The following is a 17,939-nucleotide window of genomic DNA, read 5'->3' as shown; positions in this document are numbered from 1 at the left end:
TTACAACAACATATTTTTAATGATCTGAATAAGCACCGCCTCATTAACCAATGGGTTTCTTTTACCATGATGTTCATCAAAGTCTGAGGCGCCATCATTATCAGTGTCAGGGTTATTAATATCTGATCCCACCTGTGTTAACTCTTCTGCATTTGACAGTCCATCCGAATCGTTATCTCCCAATGCATCGAGTTCATCATTTGGATTAAGACCATGCAAAACTTCTTGGCCATCTGGTATTCCATCAGCGTCTGTGTCTGCAATGTTAGGATCTACACCCAACGCAAACTCATCCAAATTACTCAGACCGTCACTATCTGCATCCCCTTCTGCATCGTATGGATTTAGTGGGTCAAAGCCATTGGCTAGCTCCCAGGTGTCCAACATGCCATCATTATCGTCATCTCCATCACTGGTATATACGGTAGGATCTGTTTGCGCTACGTACTCTTCGAGATTACTAAAACCATCTGAATCACCATCGAGTACTGCGTCAGATGCGTCGTTGGGGTTAAAGTTGAATGTCACCTCCCAACCATCGGGCATGCCATCAGAATCGGAGTCTGCGGAGTGGGGGTTAGTCTGAAGCTCAAACTCTTGTATGTTGGCTAAGCCATCCATGTCAAAATCCAGAGCAGCATCTAATGGATTTAGTGGGTCTAAGCCATTCGCAAATTCCCACTCATCGGAAATTCCGTCGCTGTCACTGTCACTAGTAACCGCCTTGTTATCTTTTGGACTTAGGACGTAGTCAGCCGAGATAGAATAGATCGATGTATCTGCATTTAGGGATAAGTTTTCCAGTACCCAAACTCTATTCTCACCGCTTTCGCTATTGCGCCAAAGCACATCAGCGTCACCATCTGCATCAAAATCAGCCCAGAGCTCAAGACTAAAGCTCAGCTCAGTCATTGCAGGTAAGGCTATAACTTGAGAACTCAGACCATCCACATCCATCAGCCACACTTGATTCAGACCTTCAACACTGCGCCAAAATAAGTCCGCTACACCATCCGCATTTAAATCACCCAAAGCGGCCAAGGAATAAGCTAGATTGGTCTGATCTGACAGGCTGTATTCAGCTTCTACCAATCCCGATTCAAAAATTAAAACGCGAGTACTGCCGTCGGACGGATTCTGGAATATGACATCAGAATCTCCATCGCCATCTAAATCACCAGCCAACTCTATGGAATAGCCCAAGGGAATTAAGCCTAAATGTGCGGCCCCGATTTTAGTACCGTTTTGAAGCACCCAAAGGCCAATATCACCAGTCGCGCGATTCCGCCACAATAGATCAACGTCATTATCGCCATCAAAGTCTCCGGTGACGGCGATAGCTTCATTTTCTTCAACGTTGCTTTCCAACGAATGACTCTCAAAAACCCCAGTACCTTCATATAGATTAAGCACTGTTGCGCCTGTTGCGTCGCTTCTCCAGAGAAGGTCTATATCACCGTCACCATCGAAGTCATCAACGGCCTTAATGGTAAATTCCGGGTCAAGAGATGGCGCATTTATTATTATCTCTAACGGTCCAGTTTCTGACATTCGCCAGATTTGAATTTCACCTGTTGCACGGCTCCACACTATATCCCTGCGAGAATCCTGTGCGAGAAATTCGTCATAGTTGGCGATACCATCACCATCACCATCTAACTCAGAATCTGGATTGAATGGGTCGCTAGAAAACACTACTTCATGTATATCACTGATTCCGTCACAATCAGCATCTAAATCTCTAGATGTGGTACACAACGGGTAGGGGAAACTTTGCGTTAATGCTGACCCAGAGTGAACAATGACCACCCTGTCAGGGAGTGAAGTACGACTTATTATGATGTCTGGGTAACCGTCGTCATTGACATCCTCAACCCGCAAAGTCGCACTTTCCGACGAGATATCAAACCCCAGTTCTAGCGCACTCAACCCTAATAGAAGCTGAGGCGCTCCGGGTGCCTCATAACCCAGGACAATCAAGCTCTGAGCCGAACTAGACGCAGCTTGAATTAATACATCATTATTACCATCCCTATTGAAATCAGCAATAATCTCATTATGCGAAGCTAATGTTCCTGATGTATTGGGAGGTGAACTTTGATAAGTAAGCTCATAATTTAGGCCAGCACTAAATATAACTGTATGCCCCAGTGCCGGCAAAAGCTCAAGATTTAGGGAAATGTCATAGGGTATGTCCGCTGTAAAACTATCGCCTAGCGGCTGGAGATATAAATCTTGCTGCCCATCCCCATTATAATCGCCTTGCCGCAAATCGTGGCCAATCAAATCCCACGAATAGGCGGATGCCCAGGAAGAAAAGACCAGCAGAACTAACGGCAAGCTAATATTAACCCTAGGAATTAGACGTTTCATTCGCACCATTCTTCCATTATTCGCAAATGAGCTAACTCAGGGCAATTGAGAATGACAAAATAAACTCCAATCCCTGGCAACTCTTTAATGTATAGTCAATTCTCATATCGTATAACACTGAACTATAATTTGAAAGAATTTTATTCCAGATTGGCTTAAGTGATGCTAAGCTAGCCGAATCAGGTCTATAACGACACAGCCTGCACACAAAAATTATCTTAATCCAACTAACAATTTTATGCTCAAAAGACGTTTTCTGTTATGTGCTGTACTTATTGGATCTGCCGCCCTGCTTGGCACTATAATCCTCATTAACAGCTCTAGAACTTCAACTGTGTATTATACTCTCGCAGGTGAAGGGCCCGATAAATGGGCCTCCGCTTGGCTCCTTAAAAGAAAAATCTCTGCCGGCAGTACTATATCTGTCGTTTCAGAGCGAGAAATTAAAGAACAGAACCCCGAATTCACTTTTGACGTACCAGGCTCGCCCTTCACCCGAAATCAACACCAAACAACTTTTGAGGTTCTGTTGCAAAACCACGAAACGACAGACAGAGCCACGAAACGACTTGCACTTATTCTAAACGATATTGAAGTCAATCTTTGGCGCGCCAACAGGTACCCTGAATCCGAAACTGTAGAACAAGCTTTTAGATTACTTCAACGCCGCTATGACATTGGTAAAACGCCCATAAATTGCTATCTTGGTTTTTTTGACACCATTGCATCGGCAATTGACAACCCATCGACTACATTCCCCACGCCGAGCGAGCTAGTTCCGAACGAAAGCTGCTCCATAGTAGAAAAGCCCAGAAACAAACCCTTTGTTAGGGAGATGGAGCTTTCTGAAATTTTGACAAAAATAGCGGATGGAGAAAAAGTAGTATTTATAGATAGCCGAGAGCCTTCAGAATATGAAGAGAGCCACATTCCCGGCGCTATTAACTTAAAGATTCGCGATGTAGCCACAGCTAATTTAGATGAACTAAAAAAAGCAAACTTAGTTGTAGCCTATTGCGTAAAAGATTTTAGAGGCTTTGAGATGGCGCGACAACTCCACAAACATGGAGTTTCGCAGGCCGTCATTGCAAAACCATACGGGTTACGTGGATGGATCGATTCAGGGCTTCCAGTAACAAAACCTAACGAAACAATTGCACTTGACGCGTTCAACGAAATCAAAAGAATTGCTCAAGATCAACTAGACTAAATGCTATAGATGAACCAACCCACATGTACTTTACAACACTTGATAGAGCACTTCGCTCGCGGCCAACATTGATCAAAGCAGTAATTTATAGTGTCGCCTCATTAATGCCCTTAGTGATATGGCTACAAACTCATAGCGACCTGCTCTACTACTTCCAACACGAGACTCCACCAGGGCAGGCTACTTACATCTTTTCAAAATTACTTGGTTTTTATGTCATAAGTTTACTGTGGCTGCAGCTGCTAATTGCAAAATTACCGAAATCAAATTCTCACAAAAAAAAAGTAAAGCCACCTACAAATGAACACGTATACATTGGTTTTGCTGTATTTCTAACGATTTTTTCACACATTCTTTGCTTTATCTTTGCTGTTTTCTTGCGCTCTGGAAAGGCACCAATACAGCTGTTCGTTCCAAACTTAAACCAAGATTACTATCACAACAGTATTTCGATTGGCGCCATAGGGCTTTGGCTTATTGTAATTGTAATGCTAGCTGGGCTTGCTCGTCGTCACAAAATCATTATTGGTAGCGTTATGCACAAATTAGCATTTCCTGCCTTTTTTTTAGGGCTCATTCATAGTTTTCTTATTGGTACCGAAACGAGAAGCTTTGTGTATTTTGCATTTGTTAGCTTCATGATATTTACATTACTCATTCTGTATCTATACAGCGTCTCAAAACCCTACAGAACTATCATCACTTCTTGACCACCAAGTCATGGCGCCGTTGTATTAGCCTACGAGGCGGCTTCAGCCGCCGCCAAAAAAGACTATCGAAAATATTTCACTGATTATTTTTAGCTATAGCTTAGTGTAATCAAGTGACGAACAGCCTTGTGGATAAAATGAATGGATTAAATGTATGGGGCTTGAAGAACTCGGCCCGGCCTACAACTCAACGGTTTCGACTAATATTTGAACACTTTTGACAAAAAAGAAGACCTAAATCTCTCTGGTAGACCTGGAAAGTTAAATTGAGGATATTTGACAAAATCGAGATGAAAAGAGGATATTAGAATCAAGTACTTAAAGAACCGCTATCTGAAGGCTTTCCGCAAAGTTCTATTCATATAACTGCAATCTAAACCCAGTAACGTCCCGCTATTTCTGAACCACTGGAACCCCCTTCTGCGGCAAAACCCGTGGAGCCGGGTTCCTTCGCGGGAGCTTCCCCTATGTCGTACTTGGAGCGAGAGGAATCAGCACTCCAGGCTCGGGAAACACAAGACGGGCTCGGCGTGACCTTTCTGAGCAACGTCAAAGCCATCCGCCAATACGCGGCGTCGTTCTTTAAGGAGCGGCAGGACATTGACGACCTGGTGCAGGATGTCTACCTGCGCGTGGCCGAACGCGGCGGCCTGGCCGATGTGCGCTCACCCAAGGCCTTTTTGTGCAAGGTGGCGAGAAACATCGCCCTCAATGAGCAAAACCGCTCCGAGGTGCGCCTGAGCGAGCCACTGGAAGACTCGGTGATTGAGCGCGATGCGCCGGCCACCCTGAGCCTGGATGAGCAGGCTGAGCAACGCCAGCGCTTTGGGCACCTGTGCGATGCCATTAACGAACTGCCCACCCAGTGCCGCCGGGTGTTTGTGATGAAGAAGATTGACGGGCTGTCCAACCAGGAGATTGCGCAAGCGTTAAACATTTCCGTCAGCACGGTGGATAAGCACTTGGCCAAGGGGATGATTGAGTGCAAAGAAGCGCTGAAAAGGCTCGGGCATCTGGAGCCACCCCAGAAAAGGCGTAGCCACCCTGCCCTGAAGCCCCTAGGCCATACCGCTAATCATTAGACTGACACGCATGAACACAGTACAACCGTTTAAAAGCAAGCGATCCGTGCAGGAAGAGGCAGCCGATTGGGTGCTGACGCTGGACAAGCGCGACCTGAGCGAGCTCGAGCGCGCCGAGCTCAAGCGCTGGCTGGCGCAAAGCAAAACCAATGAACGAGAGTTTATGGAGCTCGCCGAGCTGTGGAATTTGACTGACGCCTTGGCCGCAAACGCGATTGCCGAACCGCTCCCCAGTGATCCGCCGCGCACCGAAACCCAAGCCGTCAGGCCGTGGCGCAAGGCTCACGCGATTGCCGCCTGCGCTGTTGCGCTTAGCCTGTTTCTCGGCGTACTGATCTGGCAAGAGCCGCCGGGGCAACCGGCGCAAGCGGCAAGCTACGTCACTGCGGTAGGAGAAATACGTGAGATCCCCCTGAGCGATGGGTCTGTGATCTCACTCAACACCGACTCGCAGCTGGAGGTGCACTACTCAGCATCGCTAAGGGCAGTGCGCCTGTTATCAGGTGAAGCACATTTTACCGTTGCCAAGGACGCCAGCAGGCCCTTTGCGGTTGAGGTGGGAGACAACATCGTCACCGCCGTCGGCACGGCATTTAATATCCGGCGCACCGGCCCGACAACGGATTTAATGGTCACCGAAGGTCGTGTGCGCGTGGACAACCGAAGAGCAGCCAAAGCGCCCAAAGAAACAATGACTGGAAACGTCGAAAATCTATTGGTATCCGCCGGCGAGGAGCTGCAGATTACCCCCGACACGCCAAAAGCCATCGAAACGTTTGACGATGCAGAAGCTCAACGAAAACTATCATGGACGGCTGGCATGTTGTCTTTTGAGAACACGCCGCTGGCCCAGGCCATAGAAGAAGTATCGCGCTACACCGATCTTACCATTGTTATCGGCGACGCCGGTCTCAATGACGTTAAAGTCGGTGGCTATTTTAAAGCGGGAGAAACGGAGTCGATGCTGGAAATTCTCCAGCTGAGCTTTGATATCGACGTTCAGAAAACGGATGCTAACGTCATTGTGTTAAAGAAAAATGACGATTCCCGTGAGCTTCATTAAATTTATTCCAATCCGCAAAAAAAAGCATTTTTTACGAAATGCGACTGGCAGATTCACTTCCCTCACCTGTCCTTTAGAGCGTGGCATGGCCGTTTCGCAAAAAAAAGCGAGAACGACATGCCTGGGTGCTCTTCTGATAGCAGCGACCCTCAGCCCCGGTGCAGTCATTGCACAAATCAGTGCTGAGGCGTCCGCACAAGAAACTCGCTATCAGTTTGACATCGACACACTACCGGCCAACCAGAGCCTGAAATTGTTTGCCCAACAGGCGGACATTCAGATTCTGTTTCCGGCAGAGCTTGTGGATGGGCTGAAGACCAGTGAAGTGTCGGGGCTCTACTCAGTGGATGAGGCCATTCATCACATTCTCGCCGGAACCGGCCTTGTGCCGGTGTTTACCAGTAGCCGGATATTGACCATTACTGCGGACAAAAGCAGACCGTCAGGCGAGGATGAAGAAGTGGAGTTCAAGAAAAAACAATTATCAGGGGTCATTGCCTTTTTAACGGCAATGGTAAGCCAGTCAGCCGTGCAGGCCCAAGAGGACAGCAACGGCAACAGTGTTGAAGAAATTCTTATCACCGGCAGCTATCAAAAAAGTTTGCGCCAAGCTGTCGAAATCAAGCGTGCCAGCATCGGCTTTTCGGACTCCATTATCGCGTCTGACATTGCCGACTTCCCAGAGCAGAACCTGGCCGAGGCGTTACAGCGTATTCCCGGCGTGACCATCGAGCGCAACAAAGGCCTTGGCAACAAAGTTAACGTGCGCAGCCTGCCGAGCGAATTCACCCACGTTACCATCAACAACTTGGCCACGGCGTCGGGCAGTGGCGGCCGGGATATTGAGTTTGACAGCTTTGCCTCCGACATCATTCAGCAAGTCACGGTGCAAAAGTCGCCCACCGCAGCCGATGAAGAAGGCGGCATTGCCGGCTCGGTGAAGATCACCACCGCCCGCCCCTTTGACTACACCGGCCGCAAGGTGATTGTCTCTGCCGAGGGAGCCTACAACAGCATCTCAGAGGAAATTGACCCTAATTTTTCTTTTCTGGCGAGCAACACCGTGGGCGACTGGGGCGCACTGGTGTCTTTCTCCCATTCAGAGAGAACCAACCGCACCGATGCCAACTCGGGCGTAAACTTCAGACCGCTGTCCCGCTGGCTGGAAAAGTCCGGATCATCGCAGCACCAGTCTGACCAAGCCGCGTTTGTGCTTGAGCGCGACACCGGCATTGTTATCAACGACCGCTTTGACAGCGACGAAACCAGTCGCGTAGTCTTTATGGACAAGGCCGGCGATCGCTCCTATTTGAACGAGCAAGAAAAGTGGGGCGCTACCGCATCGATTCAGTTCCAGCCCAGCGACGATTTCTCACTGACGTTTGATGCCATGCTGGGCAAGTACGACACCGTAGAGGATGAATACGACGCGGCCGCCTACTCTGCTTCTAGCCCCAGCACGCTGGATACCATCCACGCCTATGACAGCGACACATTGAGCGACTATGGCATTACCGTGCTGACCGACACCTCTTACGCGCTGACTCAACACGAGTTTCTCAGCAAAGAGAATGTCAACGAGACCGACTACCAACAATTTAGCCTGGACGCCGACTGGACGCTGGGCAGTTGGACCATTAACGGGTTGATCGGCTACTCGGGCGCCGAGAAACTGTCCGACAGAACCAACCTCAAGCACACGTCTTACGCGCCCTCGCGCACCCGCTACACCGAGCACGGCGGGCAGACCATTATGAGCGATGACCCGGACTCCATCGACATGTACGATGCGCCGTCCACCTACTTGTTTGACTTCTATGAAGTGCAACTGGAGGACATCAAGGACGACAAATTCGCCGCGCAACTGGATATTATTCGCGACATGAACCTGGACTTTTTCCCGGCTCTGGCCAAGGTTCAGTTTGGTGCCCGCTTTACCGACAAAACCAAGGAGCGCGATCAAGGCACGAATCAGGTGAAGGGGCCAACCGAGGGCGACTCTAGCTGGAGCGGTGTACGCACACTGCAGGACAGCGAACTGACGTCTATCGACGATTTGGTGCCCGGCGGTGAATACCTGCCCGATCTTTCCTACAGCCCCACCTGGTCGCAAGTGTCTAACGAGTACGCCCGTTCGGAGTTTCGCTACGCGGGTTTCCACGTAGACTTTGAGCCAGACCAGTACTATCAGGTTGAGGAAGAGGTCACCAGCCTCTACGCCATGGCCGACTTTGAGTTTGATATCGCCAATCTGCCAACCCAAATCAACATTGGCGCGCGCTATGTCGACACCTCTGTTCTGTCGTTTGGCTACCATCAGGTGCAGAATCAGGACGGCTCTACCGGCTACACCTCAGAACCCATCTCCAAAGACGGCAGCTACGATGACCTGCTGCCGAGCATCAACATGGTGGTGGATCTGACTGAAAACCTGATGTTTAGAGCCGCCGCCTCTCAGACCTTGATGCGCCCTGCCCTGACGGACATTGCCTACAAGCGCACCGTTAGCGTCAATGACTTTAAATACCGCGACGGCAACCCGGATCTCAAACCGACTTACGCCGACCAGTGGGAGATGGGTGTTGAGTACTACCTGGAAGACGGTGGACTCTTCTCAGCGTCTTACTTTGAGAAAACCATTGAAGGCGTGGTGCGTGAATCCTTGACCGGTATTGTGCCAGACGTTACCAAATACAACGATAACGGCACTCTCGATGGTATCTACGACTTTGAGGTGTATCAAAAGGTCAACGCCGACGGTGACTACGACGTGTCCGGTGTGGAGCTTGTGGCCCAGTTCCCGCTCAGCATGTTTACCGATGCGTTGGACGGCTTTGGTATTAACGCCAACTACACCATTTTGGACAACTCACTGACCGGCGAATCCGATCTGGATATCCCCACCGCACCGGAAGGTCTGGCGGAGAACACTTACAACTTTGCCGTCTACTACGAGAACGATACCTTTGATGCGCGCCTACTGTACAACTATAAAGACAAGTACGTCGAGCGCATAGAGCGGGATATGTACCCTGTGTATCGCGACTCCTACGGCCAGCTGGATTTTTCCATTGGCTATCGCATCACCGACAGCATCAAGGTCACCCTGGAAGGCATCAACCTCACTGACGAGGAAACCAAGGGCTACACCATAGACCCGAGGTTCCCGACCATGTATGAGGTGTCGGGCAGCCGCTACACTCTGGGCGTGCGCGGCAGTTTCTAAAAAAACAATTTCATGAGCATGAGCCATTGGCACAGGGACAGTGCCCCTTTTTTTGTAATCACTATGCCCTATTTCAGCCGTACACTTCTGCAAAGTTTCTCTATACACTTCTTTGTGTTCACTGCGCTTTCTCTGCCACTCCAACCAAGTTTGGCCAGCGACAAAGACACGCAAGCGCTTCAAATCGCTTTTATGCCCGACATCCACTTCCATGATGTCTACGCCGATTTTTCGGGTGAAGCTTTTACCGGCATTGATAACCACGTCAGCGGGCACAAAGCGACCATTCGCAGTATGCGCGCGCAGGTACACTCTACGCGCCTGTTCAACGAAAACTATTTTGCCCTGCTCGCGGCTCTGGACGATGCTGTAGAGCGCGGCATCAAGCTGATTGCCCTGCCCGGCGACTTCAGCGACGACGGGCAACCGGTGCACATGCGCCGCTTTGCCGAAATTCTGAAAAGCTACGAGACGCAGCACGGCGTCAGGTTCTTTGCCGCACCGGGCAATCACGATCCGGTTCGCCCTTATGCCAGCGCCGGTGGTGAACCGGATTTCTTAAACAGCGACGGCTCTGAACTTGCCATTTACAGCACCGATCACCCTCGCTGCCAATCGGCAACAGCCTCCGATACCCCAAGCGGCGCCCTGATTTGCACTGAAGATATTCAACACCTGGGCTATACGGGGATTCTGAGCTACCTGAACAGCGCCGGCTTTTTCCCGAGCTCAGACTACCTTTACTGGGAAACCCCCTTTTCATCGTATTCGCACACACACTATTCGCTGGATAAGGCCAGAGCTGCCGGGAACATGGTAAGGCGTCAGTACAGTCAGTGCCCAGCCGGTAAAGACACAACGAGCGAGCAATGCCAAAAGCTCCCGGATGCCAGCTACTTGGTCGAGCCAGTAAAAGGGCTCTGGTTAATGTCAGTGGACTCGAACGTCTACCAACACGAGCACAGCGAGCCAAGCGGCTACAAAGGTTCGGGGAATGCCGGTTACAACTCAGTGCTTGTGCACAAATCGCATCTGGTGGACTGGCTTACAAGAACCTCGAAAGCGGCGGAGCAACAGGGAAAGCTGCTGATCACTTTTAGTCACTTCCCCATGGTGGGATTCTACGATGGGAAGGAAGACGCGATTGGTGAGCTATTCGGTGATGCGGCCTTTCAACGCCAGCGCCTGCCAATGCCAGGCACGAGCCATACGCTCGCGACGACCGGCGTAAAAGTGCATATTGCCGGACACATGCACCTAAACGATACCGGCATTCAAAAAACCGATCAGGGCCACACCCTGGTCAACATTCAGGCACCCAGTCTGGCCGCCTACCCACCCGCGTATAAGATTATTCGCTGGCACCGACAAAGCCGGTTGGAAGTTGAAACAGTTCGTATCGATCAGGTGCCGCGCTTTGACGAGCTGTTTGAGCACTACCGCACTGAGCACAAGTACCTGACACAAACAGGCGCCGACGCCGTATGGGACCTGGGCATTCTCGACTCTAGAACTTATCACGACTATACCCTTGGACATCTGCGTGAGCTGATCAAACACCGCTTTATCCCGCACGAATGGCCCGCTTCGCTGGCAGAGCCGCTGCTTAGCTTAAACGCCCTGCAACTGTTCACCCTCGCGCAAATGGACGTTGGCAAACCCATTCCAACGACCCCAAGCGATTGGCTAGCGCACCCCGATTGGCAAGCGGCCAGTGCGACAGCGAAACAGTTGATAAACCGTCAAGGAATACAAAGCAAGGCGCTCGAAAACCTAACGGGTTTTGAAATGATTGTGGATTTTTATAAGGTGAGAAACGGCGGTCAGCTGGGCCTGCAGGACTTACCTCGCGAGCGACTGGCTATCTATAAACTGCTGACTGATAGCTATTCATCGCAAACGTCGGCCCCGGCCAATCGCCAAGGCGCGAATGTCGCAGACGCCATCGGCCGGTTCTTGGCGATTTTTGATGCGATGATGACGGGCGCAGCCGACGATCACTTTGAAGTTGACCTGGACTCTGGCCGTGTTGAGCGCTTACCGCGAAAAACAAGGCAGTGACCACTTTTGCGGTATCTGCGGTCACTGCCGTATCTGTCCGTCTGCCGGCGCTAGTGTTTCTCGTCTCTTTGCGGTTTAGGCACAAAGAAGTCAAAGAGCGTGGGGTCACCCTCGCTCTTCAACCAGCGTTTGGGAAAGTCGGCGGCTTTCGAGCGATCTTTTTCCCGGTACACGGCGCCGTGGGTGTACTTCTCGGTAAACGGAATCACATGCTCTGCCATGAGATCACCTATTCAGGATTATTATTGTAACGAGCGGTTCTGCACCAACAAAGATTCAAAAAGTGCTATTGAACCCTACCCGAGCAGACAAACAATCACAACGGCAGACGCCGAAGAAAGCTCAATTTTTGTAAACCTACAGCGACATCAAGACCGGGGCGCGTGCTCAGACAGCACAGCCAAGACCATCGCCAGAGAAAACCCCGCGAGCGTCAGTAAGGCAAAGTAGTACACCAAGCCGACGCCCAAGCCCCAGCTCGCACAGGCCAATAGCAGTACAGCGACCAGCAGCGACCATCCGGCGGGCCGAAAAAGCGGCGCGAGGCGCGTAAACGCTTCGCCACCGCCCAAACGCGAGACGGTCTTGCGGTGGCTCTTCTGGCTCAGCGCCAGCAGCGCAAAGCCCGCGAGTAAAAAGACAAAACACGCTAGCGCCATGGGTCAGCTCTCCTGCGCCGACAGGTTTAAGGGACTGCCAGCGCGCACCGGCTCGCCGAGTCGGCTGGATAAATAGCGTCGGGCATAAACAGCGACCGCAGCCAGTGTGAGACACAGCGCATCCACGCTGATAAACACCCAGTCTGCAGCCAGGGCGCTCGTTAAAAATCCGCGCTCGGTGGTCAGTGCGTTGACAATGGGCAAGGCCGCAAAAACCACGGCCGCAAGCGTGAGCAGTTCAACCCAGCAGCGCCGGATTGGACGAGCCAGGGGGTAGAGCATCGCGGCGGCCAGGGTGATAAACATAACGTGAATCTCCCAGTCTGCCCTGCCCTCCATACCCGCCGGCAAAAGGCGGTTGGCGAGAAAATAAGCGCCGATAGCGATGGGCACACCGACCACCGTCCCCACGTTCAGGCTTTCGACCAAGCGAAAGCCAAAGCTTGGGTTTTTAAGTTGCGAGGGACCTCGTTTAACCGACCAGAGTATCAACCCCGAACCGATCATCGCGGTACCCAGCAAGCCGGAAATAAAATAGAGCCAGCGCAGCCCGGTTCCGGCAAAGAGCCCCTCATGCAGTCCAAGCAAGGTGTCGTAAATGGCCTTTGGCACCTGATCGCCGGCGCCCTCGCGCCGGATAAACTCACCACTGGCGCTGCTGTAGATTAACTCGGGCCCATCGCGCAGCGGCGAATGGGAGGCGGCGCTCAGGTGCACCTCCCCCGAACTGTCGGTCGGGCTATACACATTAACGTACGCCACCTCATTGCCGAGTCGGCTGCGGGCGTCGGTAACTAGTGCGGATAAGTCCTGCACGGATTGGCGCTCACCAGAAAGCTCAGCCGTGGCGCCGGCGCCGTAGAGCTCATCAAAAAACCTCTGGCGGTTGTCATCGCCAAAGCCATAGCTGCCCGCCACCACCAGCGGCATATAGGTGAACAAAAAGAACACCAGGCCGCTGTAGGTAATCATAATGTGAAACGGCAAAGCCATTACGCTGAGCAGATTGTGGATATCCAGCCACGAGCGCGGCCCTTTATTGCGCCGAAAAGTGAAAAAGTCCTTAAAGATTTTCTTGTGCACCACAATGCCGGTAATAATCGCCAGCAACATAAACAGGGTGCACACGCCGACGATGTAATAGGCGGTGGTACGCGGCAAGTAGTGAAGCGCGTAATGCATCCGGTAAAGCGCCTGACCACCGCCAGTGGCGCGGCCCGAGAGTTCTTCGCCAGTGCCCACGTCAATAAAGGCACTGCCGGTTTTGCCACGGGCTTGCTCGCCCTCGGGATACTCTTCCCAGAACAAGCGCAGGTGCGGCGTATTGCGATTAACCGGCAAAGCCATAAACCAGCGCTTTGCCTCGGGCGCCTTGTCGGTCAAGTACGCCTGCCCCGCTCTGGCTGCGTCTTCGGCGCTGGCCGTTTCTACCGGCAGCTCCGGCTTCATCCAGGCATCGATTTCCGAGTCAAAGTAGCCGAGGGTCCCGGTGAGAAAGACAAAGTATAAAATCCAACCCAGGCTCAAACCCGTCCAGGTGTGCAGCCAGTTCATCGATTGGCGAAAACCACTTCTCACAGCAACACTCCCCGTGTCAGCCACAGTGCCAATGCCACGCTCACCCCGGTCACACCCCAAACCCACACCAGAGCACGGCGGGTGGAGGCCGCGGCGAACACCCACATGACTATGGCGGTGAACAAGGCAAAACTTACCAGGGCCCCTGCGACGACGCCCTGAGCGGGCTCGAGAGGCAGGGCGTAGGACAAGAATACGCCAGCGCAGGCGCTGATCAGGTAGCCCCCGAGCGCTGCAGTCAGGACGCGCGCCAGTACGTGCCAGCGGTAGGCCGGGTCTTTGGGACTAAGACGTTGTGAGGTTTGACTCATGAATAAACCCTTGCACCATAAAAAGGACGGCAGCGCCTCAGTGAGGCCTGCCGTCGATGGCTATGCAAAGAGGAGAAGCTCTATCGCATTTTGCTAATGATAACTATTATCAATATAACTCACAAGCTCCGTTTTAATCTGAATGTGGGATAACGCGCAGGCTCCGCACCAATCGCTATTGATAACTGTTCGCATTTGTGTAAGCATGTGTCCATAAGCACGGCCACACCATGAATTTTGAGGCACACCATGGCAGTCAAACCAATCAGCAGCGCCGGTCCGCTCTCGCTCGCCAAAGCCGCGAAGCGCCGGGCGCCGACCCACACCGGTGCACAGGTGGCCACCCTTGAAGGCCGCCGGCCGGCGCTGGAACGGTTTATTCGCCGCGGCGCCCTCCCCGAGCACCCCGCACTGGTTGACGAGCTGTTTGCGTTAGATAGCGTTCACCGGGGGTGCCCGGTCCCCGCCCAAAGGGCCAGACTCATTCGCCAGTTTGAACTACTCTTTGAGACGATCGCCGATACCCAGGTGGCCGGGCATTGGCGCGAGCTCTGCCTTGACCAGATTTTTCGCCCGGCCTACGCCCTGCAGCGTTTGGCCGATGACGAGACCAGCCGGCGTGAAGCCAAGGCGCTTTTCACCCGGCTGCTCACTCAGGCAAGCTGCCTGCGAATCACTCACTCAGACTCCAGAGACGTATTATGAGCAGCACACGTATTGAAAAAGACAGCATGGGCGAGCTCGATGTCCCGGTCGATGCGCTCTACGGCGCGCAGACCCAGCGAGCCGTGAACAACTTTCCCGTTAGCGGCTGGAGCATGCCCGAGGATTTTGTTCGCGCGCTTTTGCTGATCAAAGCCTCCGCCGCCCAGGCCAATGCCGAGCTTGAAGCGCTGGACAGCGACATCAGCGAGGCGATTGTTCTATCCGCCGCGCGTCTGCAAAAAGACCCTTCACTGATGCACCACTTTCCGGTGGACGTTTTTCAAACCGGCTCGGGCACCAGCTCTAACATGAACGCCAATGAGGTCTTGGCCACGCTGGCCGGTAAGATATCCGGCAAAAGTGTCAGCCCCAACGACCATGTCAATTGCGGCCAGAGCAGTAACGATGTAATACCCACGGCCATTCATGTGAGCGCCGCCCTGGCCGTGAACAAAAAACTGTTGCCGGCACTCGAGCATTTGGCACGCGCCTGCCGCGACAAGGCATCAACAGTCGATGGTTATGTGAAAACCGGCCGTACGCATTTGATGGACGCCATGCCTGTGCGCATGAGCCAACCCATCAACGCCTGGGCCGGGCTGATTGAACAGCACTGCCAGAGTTTGCGCCACCAGCTAGCGGCCCTGCAGACACTCGCGCAGGGCGGCACGGCAGTCGGCACAGGCGTGAACGCCCATAAACGCTTTGCCGAGATTTTCTGCCGCAAACTCAACGCCCTGACCGGCCAGGACTTTTCCCCGGCCGAGGACTTTTTTACCCACATCAGTTCGCAGGACATTGCCGTGTCATTGTCGGGCCAGCTGAAAGCCACGGCAGTCAGCCTGATCAAAATAGCCAATGACCTGCGCTGGATGAACTCCGGCCCTCTGGCCGGGCTGGGTGAAATTGAACTTGAAGCGCTGCAACCCGGCTCTTCCATTATGCCGGGCAAGGTCAACCCGGTTATTCCCGAGGCGGCCGTTATGGTGGGCGCTCAGGTCATCGGCAATGATGCCGCCATCACCCTGGGTGGGCAGTCGGGTAATTTTGAGCTCAACGTTTCTCTGCCACTGATTGCCCACAACCTGTTAAACAGTATTAACTTGTTGAGCAACATCAGCCACCTAATGGCCGACAAGGCCATAGCGACCTTCAAAGTCAACGCTGAGCAACTGGAAAAATCCGTTGCCCGCAACCCGATTCTCGTTACCGCCCTCAACCCCATCGTCGGTTACCTAAAAGCGGCCGAGATTGCCAAAGCGGCTTATGCCAGTGGCAAACCCATCATTGAAGTGGCAGCGCAAATGACGGACTTACCCGAAGACGAACTGCGTGACTTATTAGACCCTGAAAAACTGACTCGCTGACAATAACAGCCGCGGCGGAGACTCACTATGGAAAAGACCTTCACATCTGGCAGCAGACAACACGAATACTGGCAACAGCCCATGGACACGGGCATGCTCGGCTGCAAGTTGCAATCGCGAGCGCGCAAGTATCTTAACAATCATCAATGGCAATTCGCTGTGCGCGACTATGCCGCCGCGCTGGAGGTTGCCGACACCATGCTCAATGAGCCAGAGAGCAGGAGCTTTGCCATAGAGCGCTATATGCGCGCTGCGCTTGAGTTGATTTACGCCGTGCGCAAACACAAACCGCACACAGACCTAAGCGTGCTGATTGACACAACACAAAAGCGTTTGGCGCCCTTTTTTTCGCCGACGCCGATAGAGCTTGTCACCGCGCCTCTGGTCGATCTTGCCTTCTCACCCATCAGTGATGTCGATGACTGGATTCATATGCTGCTCTCCTACGAAGCAAGGGGGCAGCCTCTGCCCCATTAACCCCTACCACCAACACCAATGAACTAACGATTGGGTTGCTCTTTAGCAGGCTGCTAGAGCAGCCCGGGCATTTTACTGGAGCAAACATGTCAGACTTAACCGAAGCCAATGTCGGGCTGATTTTTGGCACCGACACCGGCAATACCGAAGAGATTGGCGATAAGATTTCCACCGCTCTTGCCAGCTTTGGCGTAAGCGTTGAAATGATTAACGTCAGCGAAACCTCACCTGAGGAAATCGAGGCCTTCGACTTTATTATCATGGGCATTCCCACCTGGGATTTCGGCGGCATCCAGGAAGACTGGGAGGAGTTTGAAGAGCAAATCCTCGCCACTCAACTGCAAGGCAAGACGGTAGCGCTCTATGGCCTTGGCGATCAACGCGGTTACGGCTTTTACTTTCTGGATGCCATGGGCTGGCTGAACGAGCGCGTGCTCAAAGCCGGCGCCCGGGTCATAGGCGCCTGGCCCACCGAGGGTTACGACTTTGATGAGTCGCTGGCACTGAATGCAGAGCGCACTCACTTTTGCGGCCTGGGCATCGATGAGGATCAGCAGTTTGAGCTCACCGATGAGCGCGTAGAACAATGGGTCGCGCAAATTGTGACTGAATTTGCCGAAGCCAGTGCAGCCTAAGCCAGGGAAGCCCATGAAGCCTTTTTTGTGCCCCAAACACTGCGCCCAGGCCATGGCCAACCCCGCGCGCAATCAACTGCTGTGCGACAAGCTACTGCTCGCAGCCCGCGCGGAGTTGCTGCATGAGCGTTGGGCCGAAGCCATCCCCTATTACGGCACCGCCTTTGAAGCCTCGCAGCTGCTGTTGAACCCCGCCGCCAGCGCAGCGCCAGCCAGCCCGGACAATGTGCGTCAGCAGCAATACCTGAGGATCGCCCTGGAGCTGATCTACGCCTGTCGCAAATGCCACCATACCATCGACCTTGCCGAGTTGATCGAGCTGACCAAGCGCCCACTGGCCCTCACAATGGCCCCTATCCCCTTGCAACAGCTCATGGCCCCCTTGATTGGCGTGGCTTTTTCCCCTCTGCCCTCTGTCGACGAATGGATGCGTCGTTTACTGGCAGTGGAGGAGGCCAGAGAGCAAACCCTCCACTGAAAAC

At 52.8% G+C, this 17,939-nt stretch carries 16 protein-coding genes; 11 read left to right on the top strand and 5 right to left on the bottom strand.

From position 1 onward, the window contains the following. Window positions 1–2,373, bottom strand: a complete 2,373-nt coding sequence (locus tag QWI16_RS09300) for an FG-GAP-like repeat-containing protein (RefSeq protein ID WP_302712593.1) — start codon at window positions 2,371–2,373, stop codon at window positions 1–3. Between the two features lie 334 nt (window positions 2,374–2,707). On the opposite strand from QWI16_RS09300, the gene QWI16_RS09295 reads away from it, so the two are divergent. The 6 genes from QWI16_RS09295 to QWI16_RS09270 all read left to right on the top strand — a co-directional run bounded on the left by QWI16_RS09295 (window position 2,708) and on the right by QWI16_RS09270 (window position 11,725). After that, window positions 2,708–3,583 carry a chromate resistance protein ChrB domain-containing protein gene (locus tag QWI16_RS09295; protein WP_302712591.1) on the top strand — a complete coding sequence of 292 codons (876 nt, stop codon included), beginning with the start codon at window positions 2,708–2,710 and terminating at the stop codon, window positions 3,581–3,583. Between the two features lie 23 nt (window positions 3,584–3,606). Continuing rightward, window positions 3,607–4,293, top strand: a complete 687-nt coding sequence (locus QWI16_RS09290; protein WP_302712589.1) for a hypothetical protein — start codon at window positions 3,607–3,609, stop codon at window positions 4,291–4,293. A 467-nt stretch (window positions 4,294–4,760) separates the two neighbouring features. Further along, on the top strand, window positions 4,761–5,375 hold the full coding sequence (locus tag QWI16_RS09285) for an RNA polymerase sigma factor (RefSeq protein WP_302712587.1): 615 nt from the start codon (window positions 4,761–4,763) through the stop codon (window positions 5,373–5,375). A gap of 10 nt (window positions 5,376–5,385) precedes the next feature. Continuing rightward, window positions 5,386–6,438 (top strand): FecR family protein, encoded by a 1,053-nt coding sequence (locus tag QWI16_RS09280; protein ID WP_302712585.1) that lies wholly within the window; start codon window positions 5,386–5,388, stop codon window positions 6,436–6,438. An 85-nt stretch (window positions 6,439–6,523) separates the two neighbouring features. Continuing rightward, the gene (locus QWI16_RS09275; RefSeq protein ID WP_302712583.1) at window positions 6,524–9,664 is read left to right on the top strand and encodes a TonB-dependent receptor; all 3,141 of its coding nucleotides are present in this window, start codon (window positions 6,524–6,526) and stop codon (window positions 9,662–9,664) included. A gap of 192 nt (window positions 9,665–9,856) precedes the next feature. After that, window positions 9,857–11,725, top strand: a complete 1,869-nt coding sequence (locus QWI16_RS09270) for a metallophosphoesterase family protein (protein ID WP_302712581.1) — start codon at window positions 9,857–9,859, stop codon at window positions 11,723–11,725. 50 nt (window positions 11,726–11,775) lie between these two features. Here QWI16_RS09270 and QWI16_RS09265 read toward each other — a convergent pair whose 3' ends face one another. The 4 genes from QWI16_RS09265 to QWI16_RS09250 all read right to left on the bottom strand — a co-directional run bounded on the left by QWI16_RS09265 (window position 11,776) and on the right by QWI16_RS09250 (window position 14,273). Beyond that, the gene (locus QWI16_RS09265; RefSeq protein ID WP_302712579.1) at window positions 11,776–11,946 is read right to left on the bottom strand and encodes a hypothetical protein; all 171 of its coding nucleotides are present in this window, start codon (window positions 11,944–11,946) and stop codon (window positions 11,776–11,778) included. A gap of 147 nt (window positions 11,947–12,093) precedes the next feature. Beyond that, window positions 12,094–12,384, bottom strand: a complete 291-nt coding sequence (locus QWI16_RS09260; RefSeq protein ID WP_302712577.1) for a DUF3325 family protein — start codon at window positions 12,382–12,384, stop codon at window positions 12,094–12,096. Between the two features lie 3 nt (window positions 12,385–12,387). Then, window positions 12,388–13,962 (bottom strand): PepSY-associated TM helix domain-containing protein, encoded by a 1,575-nt coding sequence (locus tag QWI16_RS09255; protein WP_302712575.1) that lies wholly within the window; start codon window positions 13,960–13,962, stop codon window positions 12,388–12,390. Next, the gene (locus QWI16_RS09250; RefSeq protein WP_302712573.1) at window positions 13,959–14,273 is read right to left on the bottom strand and encodes a hypothetical protein; all 315 of its coding nucleotides are present in this window, start codon (window positions 14,271–14,273) and stop codon (window positions 13,959–13,961) included. Before QWI16_RS09250 ends, QWI16_RS09255 begins: the two co-directional genes overlap by 4 nt. 249 nt (window positions 14,274–14,522) lie before the next feature. Between QWI16_RS09250 and QWI16_RS09245 the strand changes: the two genes are divergently transcribed. The 5 genes from QWI16_RS09245 (at window position 14,523) to QWI16_RS09225 (ending at window position 17,935) form a co-directional block, all read left to right on the top strand. Then, window positions 14,523–14,978, top strand: coding sequence for a hypothetical protein (locus QWI16_RS09245; protein ID WP_302712571.1), 456 nt, complete (start codon window positions 14,523–14,525; stop codon window positions 14,976–14,978). Continuing rightward, a complete protein-coding gene (locus tag QWI16_RS09240) occupies window positions 14,975–16,345 on the top strand; it encodes a class II fumarate hydratase (RefSeq protein WP_302712569.1) in 1,371 nt (456 codons plus the stop codon). The genes QWI16_RS09245 and QWI16_RS09240 overlap by 4 nt, the downstream gene beginning before the upstream one ends. A 27-nt stretch (window positions 16,346–16,372) precedes the next feature. After that, a complete protein-coding gene (locus QWI16_RS09235) occupies window positions 16,373–16,822 on the top strand; it encodes a hypothetical protein (RefSeq protein ID WP_302712567.1) in 450 nt (149 codons plus the stop codon). 86 nt (window positions 16,823–16,908) lie between these two features. Further along, the gene (locus QWI16_RS09230) at window positions 16,909–17,457 is read left to right on the top strand and encodes a flavodoxin (protein ID WP_302712565.1); all 549 of its coding nucleotides are present in this window, start codon (window positions 16,909–16,911) and stop codon (window positions 17,455–17,457) included. 13 nt (window positions 17,458–17,470) lie between these two features. Next, a complete protein-coding gene (locus QWI16_RS09225; protein WP_302712563.1) occupies window positions 17,471–17,935 on the top strand; it encodes a hypothetical protein in 465 nt (154 codons plus the stop codon). Window positions 17,936–17,939 lie beyond the last annotated feature (4 nt).

This window comes from Gilvimarinus algae (assembly GCF_030518215.1).
GTDB lineage: Bacteria > Pseudomonadota > Gammaproteobacteria > Pseudomonadales > Cellvibrionaceae > Gilvimarinus > Gilvimarinus algae.
The sequence above is the reverse complement of the archived record's forward strand: the minus strand, read 5'-3'. Positions and strand labels throughout refer to the sequence as shown.

What these genes read in the sequence shown, in the direction of transcription:
- QWI16_RS09300 (WP_302712593.1), bottom strand. Translation starts at nt 2,373, where the DNA reads ATGAAACGTCTAATTCCTAGGGTTAATATTAGCTTGCCGTTAGTTCTG.
- QWI16_RS09290 (WP_302712589.1), top strand. Translation starts at nt 3,607, where the DNA reads ATGTACTTTACAACACTTGATAGAGCACTTCGCTCGCGGCCAACATTG.
- QWI16_RS09285 (WP_302712587.1), top strand. Translation starts at nt 4,761, where the DNA reads ATGTCGTACTTGGAGCGAGAGGAATCAGCACTCCAGGCTCGGGAAACA.
- QWI16_RS09280 (WP_302712585.1), top strand. Translation starts at nt 5,386, where the DNA reads ATGAACACAGTACAACCGTTTAAAAGCAAGCGATCCGTGCAGGAAGAG.
- QWI16_RS09275 (WP_302712583.1), top strand. Translation starts at nt 6,524, where the DNA reads ATGGCCGTTTCGCAAAAAAAAGCGAGAACGACATGCCTGGGTGCTCTT.
- QWI16_RS09270 (WP_302712581.1), top strand. Translation starts at nt 9,857, where the DNA reads ATGCCCGACATCCACTTCCATGATGTCTACGCCGATTTTTCGGGTGAA.
- QWI16_RS09265 (WP_302712579.1), bottom strand. Translation starts at nt 11,946, where the DNA reads ATGGCAGAGCATGTGATTCCGTTTACCGAGAAGTACACCCACGGCGCC.
- QWI16_RS09260 (WP_302712577.1), bottom strand. Translation starts at nt 12,384, where the DNA reads ATGGCGCTAGCGTGTTTTGTCTTTTTACTCGCGGGCTTTGCGCTGCTG.
- QWI16_RS09250 (WP_302712573.1), bottom strand. Translation starts at nt 14,273, where the DNA reads ATGAGTCAAACCTCACAACGTCTTAGTCCCAAAGACCCGGCCTACCGC.
- QWI16_RS09245 (WP_302712571.1), top strand. Translation starts at nt 14,523, where the DNA reads ATGGCAGTCAAACCAATCAGCAGCGCCGGTCCGCTCTCGCTCGCCAAA.
- QWI16_RS09240 (WP_302712569.1), top strand. Translation starts at nt 14,975, where the DNA reads ATGAGCAGCACACGTATTGAAAAAGACAGCATGGGCGAGCTCGATGTC.
- QWI16_RS09235 (WP_302712567.1), top strand. Translation starts at nt 16,373, where the DNA reads ATGGAAAAGACCTTCACATCTGGCAGCAGACAACACGAATACTGGCAA.
- QWI16_RS09230 (WP_302712565.1), top strand. Translation starts at nt 16,909, where the DNA reads ATGTCAGACTTAACCGAAGCCAATGTCGGGCTGATTTTTGGCACCGAC.
- QWI16_RS09225 (WP_302712563.1), top strand. Translation starts at nt 17,471, where the DNA reads ATGAAGCCTTTTTTGTGCCCCAAACACTGCGCCCAGGCCATGGCCAAC.